At 36.1% G+C, this 18,339-nt stretch carries 12 protein-coding genes and 1 CRISPR repeat array; of the genes, 7 read left to right on the top strand and 5 right to left on the bottom strand.

Annotation, left to right across the window (positions count from 1 at the left end; all coding sequences use genetic code 11):
- Positions 1 to 220: 220 nt before the first annotated feature.
- Together MSBR3_RS00895 and MSBR3_RS00890 are read right to left on the bottom strand one after the other, a co-directional pair.
- Complete coding sequence (locus MSBR3_RS00895) at positions 221 to 868, bottom strand: histidinol phosphate phosphatase domain-containing protein (protein ID WP_048105792.1); 648 nt, start codon at positions 866 to 868, stop codon at positions 221 to 223.
- Positions 869 to 1,039: 171 nt separating this feature from the next.
- The gene (locus MSBR3_RS00890; RefSeq protein ID WP_048105791.1) at positions 1,040 to 1,831 is read right to left on the bottom strand and encodes a 23S rRNA (uridine(2552)-2'-O)-methyltransferase; all 792 of its coding nucleotides are present in this window, start codon (positions 1,829 to 1,831) and stop codon (positions 1,040 to 1,042) included.
- Between the two features lie 896 nt (positions 1,832 to 2,727).
- Here MSBR3_RS00890 and MSBR3_RS00885 point away from each other — a divergent pair.
- A complete protein-coding gene (locus tag MSBR3_RS00885; RefSeq protein ID WP_048105789.1) occupies positions 2,728 to 3,474 on the top strand; it encodes a class I SAM-dependent methyltransferase in 747 nt (248 codons plus the stop codon).
- Positions 3,475 to 3,683: 209 nt separating this feature from the next.
- On the opposite strand, the gene MSBR3_RS00880 is transcribed toward MSBR3_RS00885, so the two are convergent.
- On the bottom strand, positions 3,684 to 4,406 hold the full coding sequence (locus MSBR3_RS00880) for a YoaK family protein (RefSeq protein WP_048105788.1): 723 nt from the start codon (positions 4,404 to 4,406) through the stop codon (positions 3,684 to 3,686).
- Positions 4,407 to 5,415: 1,009 nt separating this feature from the next.
- Here MSBR3_RS00880 and MSBR3_RS00875 point away from each other — a divergent pair.
- The gene (locus MSBR3_RS00875; RefSeq protein WP_048105786.1) at positions 5,416 to 5,772 is read left to right on the top strand and encodes a hypothetical protein; all 357 of its coding nucleotides are present in this window, start codon (positions 5,416 to 5,418) and stop codon (positions 5,770 to 5,772) included.
- Positions 5,773 to 6,113: 341 nt separating this feature from the next.
- Here MSBR3_RS00875 and MSBR3_RS00870 read toward each other — a convergent pair whose 3' ends face one another.
- Positions 6,114 to 7,562 carry a saccharopine dehydrogenase NADP-binding domain-containing protein gene (locus MSBR3_RS00870; RefSeq protein WP_048105784.1) on the bottom strand — a complete coding sequence of 483 codons (1,449 nt, stop codon included), beginning with the start codon at positions 7,560 to 7,562 and terminating at the stop codon, positions 6,114 to 6,116.
- A gap of 485 nt (positions 7,563 to 8,047) precedes the next feature.
- Between MSBR3_RS00870 and MSBR3_RS00865 the strand changes: the two genes are divergently transcribed.
- A complete protein-coding gene (locus MSBR3_RS00865) occupies positions 8,048 to 8,356 on the top strand; it encodes a hypothetical protein (protein WP_048105783.1) in 309 nt (102 codons plus the stop codon).
- Positions 8,357 to 8,682: 326 nt separating this feature from the next.
- Here the strand turns inward: MSBR3_RS00865 and MSBR3_RS00860 are convergent, their stop codons facing one another.
- A complete protein-coding gene (locus MSBR3_RS00860; RefSeq protein ID WP_048105781.1) occupies positions 8,683 to 8,964 on the bottom strand; it encodes a hypothetical protein in 282 nt (93 codons plus the stop codon).
- Between the two features lie 368 nt (positions 8,965 to 9,332).
- Between MSBR3_RS00860 and MSBR3_RS00855 the strand changes: the two genes are divergently transcribed.
- The 4 genes from MSBR3_RS00855 (at position 9,333) to MSBR3_RS00840 (ending at position 18,316) form a co-directional block, all read left to right on the top strand.
- Positions 9,333 to 9,584 (top strand): hypothetical protein, encoded by a 252-nt coding sequence (locus MSBR3_RS00855; protein ID WP_155396623.1) that lies wholly within the window; start codon positions 9,333 to 9,335, stop codon positions 9,582 to 9,584.
- A 358-nt stretch (positions 9,585 to 9,942) separates the two neighbouring features.
- A CRISPR array of direct repeats spans positions 9,943 to 15,076; the repeat unit is 37 nt; unit sequence ATTCGTGAGCAAGATCCACTAAAACAAGGATTGAAAC.
- A 361-nt stretch (positions 15,077 to 15,437) separates the two neighbouring features.
- Positions 15,438 to 16,181: a CRISPR-associated endonuclease Cas6 gene (locus MSBR3_RS00850; protein WP_230627648.1), complete on the top strand. Its 744-nt coding sequence runs from the start codon at positions 15,438 to 15,440 to the stop codon at positions 16,179 to 16,181.
- 19 nt (positions 16,182 to 16,200) lie between these two features.
- Positions 16,201 to 17,448, top strand: a complete 1,248-nt coding sequence (gene cmr1 / locus MSBR3_RS18720) for a type III-B CRISPR module RAMP protein Cmr1 (protein WP_052723224.1) — start codon at positions 16,201 to 16,203, stop codon at positions 17,446 to 17,448.
- A complete protein-coding gene (locus MSBR3_RS00840) occupies positions 17,438 to 18,316 on the top strand; it encodes an RAMP superfamily CRISPR-associated protein (RefSeq protein WP_196296984.1) in 879 nt (292 codons plus the stop codon). Before cmr1 ends, MSBR3_RS00840 begins: the two co-directional genes overlap by 11 nt.
- Positions 18,317 to 18,339 lie beyond the last annotated feature (23 nt).

The raw sequence follows: 18,339 nt of genomic DNA, 5'->3' as shown, positions 1-18,339 counted from the left end.
TGAATACTTTTCTGTTCAGTTTATTTTTTGTTTGAGATATCGACGTAGATCTAAGAGCCATTTTCTCTTTTAATATAATAAAAGCTGAATAATCTGAGGAAATAAGAAGGTAGTAAAAATAAGGGATAATTTGAAAGGAAAACAAAAACTAATTAGAAATAAATTGAAAAAGAAAAGATTAAGAAAAAACTTGGAAAAAATAGAAAAGAATATATACAGTTTAAACAATTTCCGCTATTTTTTTTGCTGAAGCTTTTAATGCTTCTCTTGCCCTTACTTCGGTAAGTCCGGCTCCCATTGCAATTTTCATGGCAGTTTCATCTGTGATAAGGTCTTCAGGGGCATGTGTATCGGTATTTACAAGAATCGTTGCTCCGATTTCAAGTGCAAGCCGTGCAACGTGGCCATTGGTCCGATTGTGTCCGTTCCTTGCTGTAATCTCAAGACAGACATTGTTATCTTTAGCCTTTTCGACATCTTCCTCAGAGATCAGACCCGGGTGAGCCAGAATATCCACATATTCACAGGCAACGGACTCTGAATTTGTTCCGGGGGCAACTGGCTCGGAGATGGTCTCTCCATGCACAACCACAATATCCGCACCCAGCTCTTTTGCTTTCTTTGCAAGAGGAGCTATTTTCCGTGGCGGCACATGTGTCAGTTCAACCCCGGCCAGAACGCGGATATCCCATTCATTTTCAAGGTATTTTGCTTTCTGTCCAGCTTCGATAAGCTGTTCGAGATTGGTATAGTCGGCGTGGTCGGTAAGCGCAATGGCTTTATAGCCGTGAATAACCGCCCGTCTGACAAGTTCGCTGGGTATAAGTTCCCCATCACTGAAAATCGTGTGAGTGTGAAGATCAATCAACCGGATCACCGTGTTTGAAGGTGTTTTTAAAATCGGGATAAACTCTTAATAATTTTACTAACATTTTTTGTTTAATAACTATATTTAATGTTTAAGCTGTATATATAACAGCTTGAACATATATGTTTTTACGAAATGCTATAGTTTATGTTATACAGTGTTTATAATAAATCATTCAGATTTTTCGGTTTTTCCAAGCCTTTCTGCGACATCTGCAAAAGCGAAGTTGGGTTTGACATCCGTTATTTTAATCCTGACTTTTTCTCCGATCTCGACTTCCTTTACGAAAACGACAAACCCTTCAATGAGTACAGCTCCGTCCCCGCTCGAACCCAGCTCCTCGATGTCCACTACGAATTTATCTCCTTTGCGGAGAGGAGCTGTAAGGAATTTCTTTCCTATAACGTAGATTTCAGCACTCTGGGACCGTGACGCTTTCGGAGAATATGCGGCTGTTTTGACAAAGTTTTCCCTGACCTGTTGTAGGTAGTCGTTAAACATGTCTCCCTGGAAGACTTTTACAACGAAATTCCCTTTAGGTTTGAGAATTTTTTTTGCACATTCAAGAGCTGAAGTTGCAAGCTCGATTGACCGTGCATGGTCATAAGACCAGTTTCCTGAAAGGTTAGGGGCCGCGTCACAGAGCACCACATCAGCTCCTTTTACCCCTACGATCTTAGTAATCTTCTTTATTGTCGATTCTGCGTTTATATCACCCTGAATGGTCTCGACACCCTCAATAGGAACAATTCTCTGAAGATCCACACCAAGTACCTTACCTCCGGACAGTTCCTTTGCAACCTGGAGCCACCCACCTGGGGCTGCACCCAGATCAACAACCGAATCTCCCCTATTGATAATATGATGTCTTTCATTGATCTGCTTAAGCTTGAAGGAAGCCCTGGACCGGTACCCTTCTTCTTTTGCCTGATGATAATAATAGTCTCTTCTGTCTCTTGCCATTGCTTACCTTCCCTGCACTGAAAGCTGATATAGATTGCGCAGAAGTCTGTTGTCAGCCGCTAGATGTTTAAAGATTACACTAAATATATAAATATTGTTTTATCCTCTTAAAGTATTTCGTACTAACCCTTGTGGTTAATAACCCCCGATCTGTTGTGAAGCTTAACGAGAGAAAAAACCAACAGTGTTGGTTAGTATCATTAAATTCGAATTTGTATCCCATTTTATGCCCAAACAGCTGCAAGATTTGATATCCAGATTATTTTCCAAAATAATAGTGGATATCAAAAATAAAGAGTTTAAAAAAGCTATTGAACACTTAATAAAGCTGCATTCGTTTTCGGTTAAGTGAGGAATCGTGACAAACTATGTCAATTTCCACAATATTTGTCAAATAGTTTAATAAATTACGAGCCGGAACAGAGTATAGATTTCATGTAAATAGGACAAAATTTATAGATCTACTTCTAACACAAAATCGATAGCTTTCAGGCAAGAAAAGTCCTTAACCGATGACCAATGAATAACTGAAAACAAGAATGAAGAGCTCTGAATCTCCCAAAAAACTGGATAAAGACATTAATACTAAAGACATTTAATATTATAGTGCTATACCCTACTCACGAAAAAAATTGAACTTACATACCAAATTTACAAACATGGATAAGGATATGCGAAACAGTATTATGAAAAGGGATAGAGAAATTACATCTTCGCGGGTCGAGGCGGTTCGTCTGAAGGCTAAAGTTTGCAAGCAAAATGTAAGCTTCTGGACTTACCTATAAACTCAGGAGCGTGGAAGCGAGAAAACATTATCTTACATCGGAGGCAAAGAACCATGATATTGTGTCACGAATTTTGAAAGAGGAGTAGTTGAGAAAGAGGAGTAGTTTATTATGTATAATAGAAAAGGAATTCAAAGTCATATTTTATCCTTTATAGACTTTTCAAAAGCCAGTACATTTTTGGATATTGGTTGTGGTAAAGGTTATGATCTAATAGAAATTAGTAATAGGGCCTACAAAGAAGCTAAATTGTATGGCGTTGATGTTAAGACTAACCTGATAGAATTTGCGAAAATGCAGACTGAAAGGGATTGTCGGTTTACATTTGATGTTTACGATGTAGAAGATGGTCTCAAATTCGAAGATGAATCAATAGATGTTATCGTCAGTTGTAATGTATTAGAATGCATCAAAAATAAAAGTAAATTACTACACGAAATTCATAGAGTGCTGAAGCCCGATGGAAAAATAATTATGGCGCATTTTGATTGGGATACGCAAATTTTTAATGCTTTTGATAAAAACCTTTATAGAAAGCTTATCACTACATATAATGATTGGCAACAGCCCTGGATGAATGATTGTGATGCCTGGATGGGACGAAAAATTTCAGGTATATTTAACGAGACAGGCTTATTTAATGGAACTATGTTTACTTATGTAGTGACTGAATCCGAGTATAAAGAAGGATTCAGGGGTTATTCATTGATAAATGAAGAATTTAAAGCACTTGTTGAAAAAGGAATAATAGAAAATACTGAGTTTGAATTATTTAAGGATCAAATAACTCAAATAGAAAAGACAGGACATTATTTCTACAGTATAAACTTGTATACATATGTAGGTCAGAAGAAATAAGCATGTCGAACCTTAATTAATTCACTTATTTTGAAGGACCCTCCACTATTCTAAAAATTACTAATCTATTAACCTGATTTCAGTAATTCGTCACTTTACCGTTAAAAATCTACTGTTACTAATGTCGAATCAGTCGTAAAATGTCTTATAAAATCGATTACAATTATTCGGAACCTGTGAATCCTTTAGTATTGGCGCGACACTGAGTCTTAGATTTCAATGTTAGCGTTTTTATCTTTACGCTCACTATTGAATAAAATTATAGAGCATATCAGCACGACAACAGGTATCCATACTGCTTTAACCCCAATAAATGATGTAAGCAACCCTCCTAGAACAGCTCCTGCTAGAAACGAAAGGTTAATTGTAGAGTATCGAATGGTTCTGCGAGCCGATTCGTCGTCTTTTTTCGTAAAAGCGATATAAGCTTCCTGTGTAGCTGAACGTAAGTTTCCAGTAACCATTGTAGTGCTATACGTAGAACCAACGAGTTTTCGAAATGAAGAGATCTGAACCGAAGAAACAAAAGAAACCGCAACTGTTACAATAATACTCGGACTCGTGTAAGGTATAAAACCTACGATAAAAAGAACTACAGTTTCGAGAATTAAAACTGCTCTTTCGGAATCCTGCATAAACAGGCACATTGAAGGTTTTTTAATCATCTCGGCAACTACTACCCCTATCATAAATGCCAGAATAGGTACAGCATGAAGCAGTGCTTGACCCCATTCTCCTGTTGCAGCTTCTATGCCCATAAGTACGACATTTCCAGTCTGAGCATTGGCGAAAACCCCACCTCTTCCAACAAACGTGTAAGCGTCAAGAAATCCCCCTACAATCGCAAGAAGCATTCCAAGTTCCACAGACTCAGAGGTAAAGTTACATAAGCCAATTTTTCTCTCATTTTTCAATGTTAGCATCTTTGTCATTCTGAATTTTATTACTCATATTTGAATTTTATAAGCTCATATTTGAATTTTATAAGCTCATATTTGAATTTTATAACTCATACTTAATAGTAATGGCCCTTTCTCCTAATTATATTTAGTTTTTTATAGAACTTATCTAGTTGATGTCAAATACCCTTATTTCTATATTTCCCAAATACCAAGCAACAGCAGCCATTACCTAGAAATCGTGATGAGGCAGTTGGCATCCATGTCGGTTGAGGCCACGGTGAGCCCTCAAATGTTCCCGAAGAATAGCAAAACTGCGCCGAGTATCTCTATGCGGTGGCGGTCATTCTGCAAATCATCCACAATATTCTTTTCTTGCATGGATTGTGAGCTGGCAAATAAGGTTTTCGTCCCTTAGATTCCATAGTGGTCCTGTCATGCAGGCATAATAAAAGATTGAAATAATTTTTGAACCTGAATATGATTTTAAATATAAATTATATTTTTAATTATATAAATATTGATGGGGGAGTAAAATTGCTTAAATTAGGCTATAAGACCGCACATTAACAGTTCCCCCCTTCCGTGTTGCTGAGTCTGACATGTACTATTCTGCGCTATAATCCTGCGGTTATTGCTCAGGCTGCAGCAACAGTATCATCACTTGTCGAAGGAAGGACCCTATCTCGCTGTTGGAACTGGGAGGCCTTAAATGAATACTCAATAACGGATCACTGTATACGGTATATTTCAATAAGTTAAAAGTGAGATACTTTGGGGGCAAAATAGAAAAAATAGAAAAAAATAGAAAAAAATAGAAAAAATAGAAACAGATACGGAGTAGGAGTTTTCACGTCCTTACATAATATAGAATTGCCAGTGATCTATAGCAAACCTGAATATAGAAATAAGTTAACTGGGAGGAAAATCTGTTAAAAAATTTTGTGACTCATTATTTACTACCTTTATAGCTTAACCGGAACTAAACATTTATAAGGATTTGAGACTGTAATAATTACTCATAAAATAGGGAGGTTATGAAATGAGTGTAGAATGTTGTATTGAAAGACAACAACACAATTTAATGATTGACGAAGAAGAGGTTGAAAAAGTAAAAGCTGAACTCGAAATAGCATCTGAGAAAATTGCTTATTTTGATAGTTTAATAATAGCCGCAGATAGTTTGAGGAAATCAGCAGAATCTAAGATTATGCTAACACAATCAAAAAAATTAGATTCAATTAGCAATAAATTAGATTCACAGATTCAAAGTCTCGGAGAACTAATAAGGAAAGCTGAGACCAAAAGAGAAGAAGCAATAAGTAAACTATTGGATGCAGAAGTTAGTTTGATAGTTCTAGAGAACAAAATATTACACTCGAAGCTCGCAAAATTTTAACGACAAACAAAATGAGAATATATGTTAAACAGATAGCCTGTGAGCAAGGAAAAAAGGCATATCTGTAACTTATTTTTTAAGCACCTGAAGATTTAAAGATTTTTACATCGTTAGACGGCAGTGTGTCAGAAGTTCTGTAAGTTATAATTGACTCTGTACTCCTTTTCTTCATCAAAAAAATAGAAAGTAAAGTTAACAGTCAATTAACAGTCAATTAACAGTCAATTAACAGTCAATTAATTCTCACTGAATTATTATCTAATCGATTGTTTAACGTAGAAGCACAGAGGAAAGAACCCTTCCTCGACAGACATCAGTCTGCCTGGAGGGTTAGTTTGTTCTTAACCTACGAAAAGAAAATTTTCGAGTTGCCATGGGTCGGGATTGTGTTTCACGGCTGGATTTTCTTTGAAAAATATTTTGCGATTTTTAAGTGGTGTCCAGTCCGAAGGTGTGGAGATAAATTTTCCGAGATAGGGTTTGGCGATATCCAGGACAAAGTCATGAGGCAAGTCCTCAGGTGTTTTAATACCTTCTCGTGGATTTTCAAGCATCCAGAGTATAGCAGCAACAATGCCTGCAGCTACCTGAAGAGTAGTAGCATTCTGACCGGGAGCAAGGGATCTGGTCTCTTCAATGCTCAATGCGCTGCCAGTCCACCAGGAATTATAAGAATGGCCCATCAAGAGTGCACCCATTATATCCTCTCCGGATGTGATTTCATTTGTCATAATCCTGAGTTTGGGTTGAAGTTCATAATTCCGGCCACGCAATTCGCAAAGAGAAGAAAGCGTATCATGACAGGGCATGTAAGCATAATGTACGGTAGGCCTATAGACCGCCCTGTCGTCTTCCCAAACAGTTAACAGTTTTGAAAGGCCATATGATTCGCCGTGACGGATCGCCATACCTACAATTTCTTCATCTGGTATCCATGATCTGACCCATGTATTAATGCCCATCTGGGGCAAGAGAATTACATTTTTCGGTCCGTAAGGAGGTATATGCGCCATGTGCGGCAATTTGTTCTCATGCGTTCCCCAGGCGATTTCAACCGGAGCCGTTCCTTCTTCTCTTAGTCCTTCAATGCTCCATGTTCCTACAAATTCATTAACTTCCTTTGGTCGGCTGGCAATTTGAGTATCCCTCTCACTACAATGGATCACTTTGACTCCCAATTTCTTAGCCAGGTGAGCAAAATCCCTGTTTTTTGCAAGGAGGGCAATTTCTTTTTCATCTTCAGGAGAGACTTTCTTATCAGCACAGGTGCGAGCGGCAATATCCAGCAAGCCTTGCTTTACGAAGTGAGTTATCAGGCCGGGATTTGCGCCATGGTCAACGACAGCAGTAGGCGCATCTTTCCAATCACGGGAAAGTTCAAGCAATTTCATTTGTCGGAAATAAAGAGATTTTTCCAATAAGCTTTGAGTCAAAAATTTCTCAGCAGGGTCCCATACTTCAACAGACGTATTAACGTACAATACATTGTGATCATGGCACCAACTAATGATTTCATTGGCATCGATATTCCATGAAAGATCAATGATCAAGCCTTCATTTTCCATATATTGTGACAAAACTTGATTCAAATTTTTCGGGGTAATTTTTTCACAGACGAATCTTAATCCCTGATTGGTATATTTTTTCAGAGCTTTTGATTTGTCTTCAAAATCAATTAAAGTAATGTTTTCTAGCGGAACATCGAGTTTATCCAGTAAAAGGGGTAGAGTACATTGTGAAACTGAGCCATAACCTATAATGAGGATTTTATTTGAAAACATTTTTTTCATAGGATTCGTAAACGCGAGGCTTGGATATAACTTTTCTCATATTAACTTTTTTTAATAATGTAACCTGACTTATCCAAACATGAGCGGAGGCCCATAATCGAAAAAATAGTCATCTTGCATATTTTCAAAAAATCTGAACAACCTTCACCCCAGATCACAACATATCTCGTTAAAACTTACTTTTTGTTCCAATTCGGACGAAGCTTTACAGACTATTCAGGACTGCACCTAAAATCTGGACCACTGGTTAAGAAATATTCTAAAAAAATCGGGATAAAATATCCAAAAATCAAGAATTTTTCCAGGGAAAAAAGAATCGAATTTAGAGTTGAAATTCCATTTAAGGTTATTTTGCATTAACAACTCTCCAAAATGCTTCTAAACAGCTTAGAGTAAGAAGGTATTACAAAAATACTGTAGCAAAAGCACTGTAGCAAAAGTATTTGCACTGTTGGTACGTGTTTAATGTAAAGGAGTTTAGTCAAATGGAACGTAGAAGCAATAGGCCATCACAGTCTAAAGAATTGATTTGCAATTCAGACATTACAATTCATTTAAAAGAAAATGATGAGCTTTATCATTACAAAACAGATGAACATGGCAACGTGAGAACGAATAAAAGAGCCTGGAGCGGCTTGAATGCAACCGTAATATTAGGTAAAGTGGATAGCATAAACAGTGATATATTCATTAAGCATGGGGTAAAAGTATGGTCCTGTGCGATTTCGACATCCGGCAGGATTTCATCGATTGGAATACCCGAGACCGATGTAACAGTTATTATTCATAAATGATTTTATTTTTATCTCAATATTATATCAAAAGTTTAAACATATTTCTGTATCAAAAGATTAAATATATTTGATACATATTATATCTTGTAGTAACATAAAATGAGTGCAATGGAAGTATACAAGAGAATTGACAAGAATTAAAGTAACCCAAAAAACTTGAGAGTATAAGCACTTTGAAGACCAATGAAGAGACCGGAACCAGTGAACTTCAGAGCTTGCCCTCTTAAGGGAATTGAGCACTACAAAAACAAGGATTTACCTTTGAGCTTGTAGCCCCTAGCTTAATGCCATATGTTGTCCTCATGTTGAAAAGAGTGAAAAAAGAATCAATTTTCGTCAGGAATATGCACAATAACCGTAAGTTCCTGCCCTTCTAAATCTTTTCCTACGGAAGATAAGTGACCTTGTGGCCCAAACTGACAAATAAACACCTTATCTTCAGAATTAAACGATAAATTGTCCAGATCTCTGTGACCTACTATGACAGTCGCTTGAAATCCAGCAAAATTCACGCGACGAAAAACGGGATACCCACGTTTATCGACAGTGCAATATTCAATAATATCTTTTTTTCCCGGCCTAAGGGATATAACGCAAGGTATAATCATTTTAACTGTTTTTCCTGGGCGCTTCGGTTCTCTCATATGTCTAATTTTGACTTTGTATATTTAAAACTTAAGTAAGACAAATACAATTCATATTAAGCAAATTTGTGTAATGCAATTGCTTGAACTAACCCGTTATTAGCCATGTTGACGTAAAGTTTATATAATTTACGTCTACATTTCATATTGTAGCTACACAAAATGAGCGCAACCGACGCATACAAAAGAATTAGTAACAGTCAAAACAATCTAAAAAGCTTGGTAGAATAAGCATGACGAAAGACCAAATTAAAGCGATTTTGAACGAAATGAAAGAGGAGGGATGAAGACTGTACATAAAAACTTTCTGTGCCCATTGTGGAAAAACTAACTTGCACAACGTAGCAGTTAGCTGTGAAAAAACTTCCAGTATTTTAAACGGGAGATTATTGTCACGCTCTACCATTAAAGGAGTGGAAGTAAGAGAAACAGTAACAGAAGAAATCTTAATGAAATCAGTTTTGAAAACGTTGAGAGAGCATAAAAAATTACATATGAGTAAAGAGGAACTTGCTGATACTCTCAAAAATAGTAATTTAGAGAGCAGTAGTAACTTTGAGACAATATTATTGTCCAGAAATTAATTGTCGCGATATCCTTATGATTTTACCTAAATTTTTACCGTCTATTTTGTTTCTCGGTGCCTTAGTTATAATTTGTGGACTTCAAGCGCGTTTTTAGGAATTGTCTCAATTATTTCCTCAGACTGCAAAGAAGCCGATAACATAATACAGAAAATGCTCGATGTTGTTTAAAAAGACTTATATCCCAAAACATACAGATCTTCTATGAAATATGTAGATAGCCTTACTGGAGTATCTGCATATGAAGAGATTTTTCTTGTATTTATAAAGGGTTTGATAATTTTCCAGCAAGAATTTTAGCTCCAAAAAAGGGCTCATTTCAGACCTTTTCTGGCCAAATAACGGAAATTTTTGCCCTATTCGTGAGCAAGATCCACTAAAACAAGGATTGAAACTTATCATGCATCCAAAGTTTGCACCTGCTGACGTATTCGTGAGCAAGATCCACTAAAACAAGGATTGAAACCATTTAAGGAAACGTGTATGAAAGCTTCGTGTCGTATTCGTGAGCAAGATCCACTAAAACAAGGATTGAAACATTTAATATATTAATAAGTGATTGACCTGTAAATATTCGTGAGCAAGATCCACTAAAACAAGGATTGAAACATGATAGGGGAACGAAAAGGACTTAGTATAATATATATTCGTGAGCAAGATCCACTAAAACAAGGATTGAAACAAAAATAATAAATAATATTAGAGTGTAGTAGGTTATTCGTGAGCAAGATCCACTAAAACAAGGATTGAAACTCACCTGGTATTCCATACTCGGATGCTCTTTTTGAAATTCGTGAGCAAGATCCACTAAAACAAGGATTGAAACTTGAATATATTGCGTGAATTACCGCATTTCGTATTTATTCGTGAGCAAGATCCACTAAAACAAGGATTGAAACAATGATATTCACAACAAGGTCACAGCAATTACATATTCGTGAGCAAGATCCACTAAAACAAGGATTGAAACCAACGTTATCATTACCTGCAGTTCGAAAGAAGCCTTATTCGTGAGCAAGATCCACTAAAACAAGGATTGAAACTTGTGGAATGTATAGTCGTTGGAAAGAACCAGGGAGTTATTCGTGAGCAAGATCCACTAAAACAAGGATTGAAACAAGAAAAAGGAGGAGTATGAAACACAAACCAAAATATATTCGTGAGCAAGATCCACTAAAACAAGGATTGAAACCAATGAAAATGGAGCTAACATGGGCGCAATATTTATTCGTGAGCAAGATCCACTAAAACAAGGATTGAAACGGCTGGACTTCCTCTATGGTTTCTTCTACATTCTCTATTCGTGAGCAAGATCCACTAAAACAAGGATTGAAACTTTTCTTCAGGACAGCTTATACCCTTGACATACTCTCATTCGTGAGCAAGATCCACTAAAACAAGGATTGAAACATTTCCTGATATCAAGTAATAACTTTTGCGGAATTAATTCGTGAGCAAGATCCACTAAAACAAGGATTGAAACCTTTCACCTAGTTCTTGTTTGATCTCCTCGAATGATATTCGTGAGCAAGATCCACTAAAACAAGGATTGAAACTAGTTGCTTTAGGAAGCTTGTGGAGGTTAATCCAACCATTCGTGAGCAAGATCCACTAAAACAAGGATTGAAACTAATTCCTGTTTGTTTGTATGATTCATTCATTTTTTTATTCGTGAGCAAGATCCACTAAAACAAGGATTGAAACAGTATGGTTTTTTAGAGTTTCCTGAAAACCGGCTAGATTCGTGAGCAAGATCCACTAAAACAAGGATTGAAACTGAACAAGAATAATCTATCATTCGATCCTTTGCAATTCGTGAGCAAGATCCACTAAAACAAGGATTGAAACACTATAGATGTTCTTTTATCTCTGGTTTTTAATAATTCGTGAGCAAGATCCACTAAAACAAGGATTGAAACTGCGATTGAACAAGCTCAGAAGGTTCCAGAGCTTGATTCGTGAGCAAGATCCACTAAAACAAGGATTGAAACCTACGGAACCGTCGATCACTTGGAAGTGGATTTTAAATTATTCGTGAGCAAGATCCACTAAAACAAGGATTGAAACTGTCTTCATCGCTTGGTTCATCGGGGTAAGCTTCTTATTCGTGAGCAAGATCCACTAAAACAAGGATTGAAACATTATTACAGTGTTTTTTAGGATCTATATACATGTAGATTCGTGAGCAAGATCCACTAAAACAAGGATTGAAACTTAAAATTAAAGCTGGAATGCGAATTACTAAACTTATTCGTGAGCAAGATCCACTAAAACAAGGATTGAAACGTTGAAAAAATAGTGAAAGATTGCTATGGAAAACCAATTCGTGAGCAAGATCCACTAAAACAAGGATTGAAACTGGTATAGTTCCATGTATCCACACTCTTCCACACATAATTCGTGAGCAAGATCCACTAAAACAAGGATTGAAACTTGACGAAAATTACAGTTCTGAAACAGAAACATACGATTCGTGAGCAAGATCCACTAAAACAAGGATTGAAACAAAAAGATTAGGTGGAATCAAACCACCGTTACTTAACTATTCGTGAGCAAGATCCACTAAAACAAGGATTGAAACTTGTAAGTCCGTTTCCGCTATCCGATGATGCACTCATTCGTGAGCAAGATCCACTAAAACAAGGATTGAAACTCAGAATCCTCTCCTTTTTTGGAAGTCTTTTCTCATTCGTGAGCAAGATCCACTAAAACAAGGATTGAAACACTATCTGTAAAGCTTGAAAAGACATAGACTCAAAATTCGTGAGCAAGATCCACTAAAACAAGGATTGAAACTTTTTTTATCCACATACTACGGACAAACTTTATATATTCGTGAGCAAGATCCACTAAAACAAGGATTGAAACCTTCAACTTGTTTTTCATAGAGTACCTGGAAACCAATTCGTGAGCAAGATCCACTAAAACAAGGATTGAAACCAAAGAGCTAGAGAAGAAGGAAAACACCTTGGGAATTCGTGAGCAAGATCCACTAAAACAAGGATTGAAACATTTTAAGCGTGTTCCATACCGGAGTTAATTTTTCTAATTCGTGAGCAAGATCCACTAAAACAAGGATTGAAACACATCAGACCACCCCCTGAACTTCCTGAGCAAACTTAATTCGTGAGCAAGATCCACTAAAACAAGGATTGAAACTTAAACAACTCGTCAAAATCTACCATCCTGACTTATTCGTGAGCAAGATCCACTAAAACAAGGATTGAAACACTGGAACTCAGATGGTAGCACTCGACCATTACAAATTCGTGAGCAAGATCCACTAAAACAAGGATTGAAACAATTACGTTTCGGCTCCACTGCTCAAAAAATCACAATTCGTGAGCAAGATCCACTAAAACAAGGATTGAAACTTCACACTCCATATAGGCTCGCGTGTACCGCAACCATTCGTGAGCAAGATCCACTAAAACAAGGATTGAAACATCCCACGGTTGACGTTAACAAATTGGATTATTATTCGTGAGCAAGATCCACTAAAACAAGGATTGAAACATTGATCCATCGGTACGCTTCCAGCCTTCTCCTTTTATTCGTGAGCAAGATCCACTAAAACAAGGATTGAAACTGGAGTTGATGAGAGCGATATGACTTCATTGACTTCGAATTCGTGAGCAAGATCCACTAAAACAAGGATTGAAACCCAGGATATTATTATCCATGCTCCCCAAACTGAAAATTCGTGAGCAAGATCCACTAAAACAAGGATTGAAACTTCATTCCTTCTATAAGCACAATTCAAAAACATGGGAATTCGTGAGCAAGATCCACTAAAACAAGGATTGAAACTCAACTTTGAGCTTTGGCCTGTTGCAGATTGTCCCTATTCGTGAGCAAGATCCACTAAAACAAGGATTGAAACAGACCTCCAGAGGCTTTTGTACTGCTTCCTGTTCGAATTCGTGAGCAAGATCCACTAAAACAAGGATTGAAACATTTCTCTCCTGCGCTGTTTCCCCCTGATCCACGATATTCGTGAGCAAGATCCACTAAAACAAGGATTGAAACAAACGATGGTTTAAACAAACGTACTATAAAAAATTCGTGAGCAAGATCCACTAAAACAAGGATTGAAACTATTTTTCATTGAGTTCTTTGAGTTCCATAGTAGTATTCGTGAGCAAGATCCACTAAAACAAGGATTGAAACCCCAATTGCCCAAAAACCCCAACGCCGTCAACAAAATTCGTGAGCAAGATCCACTAAAACAAGGATTGAAACTCGGATGGAATTCCATATGCAGATGCTCTTTTTGAATTCGTGAGCAAGATCCACTAAAACAAGGATTGAAACAGTGCCTGTGTTGCTGCTGCTGCATCTAGTGGTGATATTCGTGAGCAAGATCCACTAAAACAAGGATTGAAACGTTTTAATGCGGCTTCTAATCTTTCCGGTCCTGCCTTATTCGTGAGCAAGATCCACTAAAACAAGGATTGAAACTCATATACCTCAGCATTCCACCCACCCAGGCAGATCATTCGTTAGCAAGATCCACTAAAACAAGGATTGAAACTGTGTCAGGTTCAGGTTTCCTTCAGTTGCCCAAAAGATTCGTTAGCAAGATCCACTAAAACAAGGATTGAAACTTAGGTGATACTTTCCTAACTCTATGCTTCTCCACAATTCGTTAGCAAGATCCACTAAAACAAGGATTGAAACCGTTCCTCATATTCTTCTTCCGATTCCCACCACAATATTCGTTAGCAAGATTCACTAAAACAAGGATTGAAACACAAAATGTCTAGTTTACGTGCTTCTGCGCTGCTCAATTCGTGAGCAAGATCCACTAAAACAAGGATTGAAACACCTGATTGAAAAGACGGCTTCTTCAATATTCTTCATATTACACTATTCGTGAGCAAGATCCACTAAAACAAGGATTGAAACATGTAAGTAAGACCACTCACAATAGACCACCATTGATTCGTGAGCAAGATCCACTAAAACAAGGATTGAAACCCGACTGGATCATATGAAACGGGGCAGGGGACAGTATTCGTGAGCAAGATCCACTAAAACAAGGATTGAAACTCCATTGAGTAACATTGCTTGGCTGCGCGTATGTCTATTCGTGAGCAAGATCCACTAAAACAAGGATTGAAACTACATTTCCATTTTTCCAACCAAATCTATTATATCATATATTCGTGAGCAAGATCCACTAAAACAAGGATTGAAACTTCAATCCTCCTAAATGTAAAATACGACATAATTATTCGTGAGCAAGATCCACTAAAACAAGGATTGAAACATATCTGGGAACAGAGATGTTACAAAGTCCTCCATCATATTCGTGAGCAAGATCCACTAAAACAAGGATTGAAACTTCTCATTTGCAAATTGTTCAGGACTTAATCTAGAATTCGTGAGCAGGATCCACTAAAACAAGGATTGAAACATTACATATATGGGAGTACACGAAAAGGATGTAATTATTCGTGAGCAAGATCCACTAAAACAAGGATTGAAACTCCATTTCCCCTTAACATATCGTTTTTTGAAAGAAGAAGTTCTTTACACAGCCTGGAAAAATTTAAACCGAAATACAAAAGGAACTGGTTTTGATTCTCTTACCATCCAACAGGTAGAGGCTTTATGTGGGTTGAAAACTTTATCCGCTCGATAAAAAAGAGCTTAAAAGTGAAAAGTACACGGCTGGGCTTGAGAAAACCGAGCAGACTATTAATAAAAAGATTCAAGATTTTATTTAAATATATATGATGTTTTTTTAATTTACAAGATTAGTCTTAATAAATGAGAAAATGTATATATATTAAAACTAATAAGAATAAAATTAAAAAAGATATTTTTTAAAAATTCATTATACTAATCATGACTACGGAAAATATTAAACTCAAAACTCTTGAAATGACTTTTGAAGGCTCAGAAGAGTTCAAAGGGGACGCAAATCAGATACGTGGTTTCTTTGCGTCAAAATTCAATGAATACGATCAACTCCACAACCACAATACTGACAAGTTTTGTTATCGTTATCCTCTGGTGCAGTACAAAGTTCTTGATAGAATGCCGCTAGTGGTTGGCATAAATGAAGGAGCAGAAACTTTAAAAGGTTTATTCGATAAATTTGATACGGTTACTCTTCCTCACGAGGACTTTGAAATCACTGAAATGTCTCTGAGGCTTAAAAAACAGGACTTTGGCCTTACAAAAAACCTCTACTTTTACGAGTTTCTCACTCCCTGGCTTGCCCTTAATAAAGAAAATGAAGAGAAATTCTTTGAGACTATAAACCCTGAAGAAAAAAAGGAAATCCTCAGGAAGACGCTTGTAGGAAATTTACTCTCAATGTCAAAAGCTTTTGGGTATACGGTTCCTGATACTATAAAATGCGATGTTGATGTGGAGCTCAGAGGTTCAAAGTACAAACAAATGGATTTTACTTCTTTTACAGGCGGTTTTATAGCTAATTTTTTGATTCCGGATTTTATGGGAGTGGGAAAGGGGGTTGCTAAGGGGTTTGGGACTGTGAGGAAAATTACAAGCTACAATACTCAAAAATCCTCCGATCATGAATTCAGTGACTTTCTGAATACCAAAATATCATCTCATAATTAAGCTTGTACAGGGGAATATCATGATTAAAACCGAAATCAAATTTAAGACTTTGACTCCCATCTGGACTGGAGACGCAGATAGAAAATGCACGACTATCAAAGAGACAAGCATTATTGGAAGTATGAGGTGGTGGTATGAAGCAATAATTAGAGGGATGGGGGGATATGCTTGTGATCCTTCAAATGGTGGATGTGAGTTTAATACAGTGGGTTATGAGAGAGCAAGGAAAAATGGAAAGAGCGTTGATGAATCACTCGAAATCGGGCTAAAAAATGTGTGCCCTGTCTGCAGGTTATTTGGGTGTACTGGATGGAAAAGAAGGTTTAGGATAGAGGTTGAGGGCAAACCGCCCGTAAAGCTAGTTTTTGAAGAAAAAATAAAAGTTTTTGATGCAGAGTTCTGGATAAAAAAAACTTATTCTAACTCAATGGCTTTTTACTCTAATGAATACTTCAAGTTTTACTTAATTACAGAAGAAAATGAAGAGATCAAAAATAAGCTTCTTTTTTTATTGAACTTTATGGAAAAAGTAGGATCTATTGGATCGAAATCTCAGAATGGTTTTGGATTAGTTAAATTTGATGAACTTGATCCACGTTTTGATTTGAAAAATTTGAAAAATCAAGTATACAAATTCAACGAAACTAATCAGGACAAATTACGAATAAGTAAAAAATTGAGCCATTTAAGAAACATACAAGATCTCTATTATTTCGATGTAGAGATTGAACCAACAGATGTTCTCGAAGAATTTGTTGGTTTAGAACATTACGATAAAAACTTGCTTCTCACTGGATTTATACTTAGATATTTTTTACGAAAAGAGTTTAAATCTCTTAAGAAATTTGAAATAAATTCTTTGGTATTAAATGCCTCTGATTTGAACCATCAACAATCTCGGCGCTATAATCGTGAAAAATATCACACTAGAAAAAAATATAAAAATACTTCAAAAATTGTAACTAGAGCTTTATTTGGTTCAGATTTAAAAAATAAATGGGCAAGCTTAGTTGAGATAAGTCATCTCTACAGGGTTAATGATGCTTATAATTTCAGAGTTCTTTGCAATCTCCCTCCAGTTATTACATATGATGAGATCTCCATTAGATTTAATAAAAAAGAAGTTATTAAAAAGATTCAGTCCGTGCTTAAAAATAATTTTTCAGTTAAGATTGAGGGAGATTTATCCGAGGAAAACATAGATATTAAAGATTTATCCGTTTTAAATAATTTTAACTTTCTGGGTGATAATGTTTATGGAAACTAATTTTTTCGATTTTTATGTTGAAGGAGAAAGAAACTCATTTTGGAATGTAAAACTACTATCAAAATCAATGCAATATAAAGAAGTTAAAAAGGAAGCATATCAGAATGCAAAGGATAAGTACCAAAATGAGCTTTACAGATCATATGATTATTTTATTTCAAACGAATTAAAATCATTAGATATACTTGGACTTTATAAACCCGATATAGAAGTAAAAAACTTACCTAGATATTCTTTACTTATTCAGTTTAAATTTAAGCTTAAAAAACCATTTTATTCTAATGACGATGATGATTTCTATATAATTGAGAATTCCATTACAAAAGAACATGTATTCAAAATCCCAATGATACGTGCTAGTAGTTGGAAAGGGAATTTAAGAAATACAATTATAAAAATTAATCAGATTGATAAAAACCCTGAAGACAGCAACATAATAAAAAGACTTTTTGGTTATACTACTGAAACAGGTAAGAACCAGAAAAAAGGTAGGCTAATATTTTATCCAACTTATTTTGACCAGATTGGACTTGAAATAATTGCACCTCATGATAGAAATTCAAAGACTGTGAAAAATCCAATTTTGTATGAGGTTGTGCCAAAAGGCGGCTCGGGGTTCTTTAGTTTATTTTATATTCCTTTTGATTTAATCGGAGTTGAGAATCCAAATTTGGAGGAAATTAAAGAAGATTATAATCAAATATCTAATGCAATCAAGAAAATGATGACAACATACGGTTTTGGTGCTAAGACAAGTAGTGGATATGGTGTTGTAGAAGATGAAATTGACTGCATTGTAAATATCAGTCCATATAAGTTATCTGCATTTGATGATATGCAAAAAATGATCGAGGGGGGATTAAGCTGAGTAAAAAAGATATAATTGATAAC

Source organism: Methanosarcina barkeri 3 (assembly GCF_000970305.1).
GTDB classification, from domain to species: domain Archaea; phylum Halobacteriota; class Methanosarcinia; order Methanosarcinales; family Methanosarcinaceae; genus Methanosarcina; species Methanosarcina barkeri_A.
This window is presented reverse-complemented; position numbering and strand designations above follow the sequence as displayed.

Excerpts from the sequence above, each read along its gene's own strand:
- MSBR3_RS00870 (WP_048105784.1), bottom strand. The coding sequence starts at position 7,562 with ATGAAAAAAATGTTTTCAAATAAAATCCTCATTATAGGTTATGGCTCA.
- MSBR3_RS00840 (WP_196296984.1), top strand. The coding sequence starts at position 17,438 with ATGGAAACTAATTTTTTCGATTTTTATGTTGAAGGAGAAAGAAACTCA.
- MSBR3_RS00890 (WP_048105791.1), bottom strand. The coding sequence starts at position 1,831 with ATGGCAAGAGACAGAAGAGACTATTATTATCATCAGGCAAAAGAAGAA.
- MSBR3_RS00860 (WP_048105781.1), bottom strand. The coding sequence starts at position 8,964 with ATGATTATACCTTGCGTTATATCCCTTAGGCCGGGAAAAAAAGATATT.
- MSBR3_RS00880 (WP_048105788.1), bottom strand. The coding sequence starts at position 4,406 with ATGACAAAGATGCTAACATTGAAAAATGAGAGAAAAATTGGCTTATGT.
- MSBR3_RS00875 (WP_048105786.1), top strand. The coding sequence starts at position 5,416 with ATGAGTGTAGAATGTTGTATTGAAAGACAACAACACAATTTAATGATT.
- MSBR3_RS00850 (WP_230627648.1), top strand. The coding sequence starts at position 15,438 with ATGACTACGGAAAATATTAAACTCAAAACTCTTGAAATGACTTTTGAA.
- MSBR3_RS00885 (WP_048105789.1), top strand. The coding sequence starts at position 2,728 with ATGTATAATAGAAAAGGAATTCAAAGTCATATTTTATCCTTTATAGAC.
- cmr1 (WP_052723224.1), top strand. The coding sequence starts at position 16,201 with ATGATTAAAACCGAAATCAAATTTAAGACTTTGACTCCCATCTGGACT.
- MSBR3_RS00865 (WP_048105783.1), top strand. The coding sequence starts at position 8,048 with ATGGAACGTAGAAGCAATAGGCCATCACAGTCTAAAGAATTGATTTGC.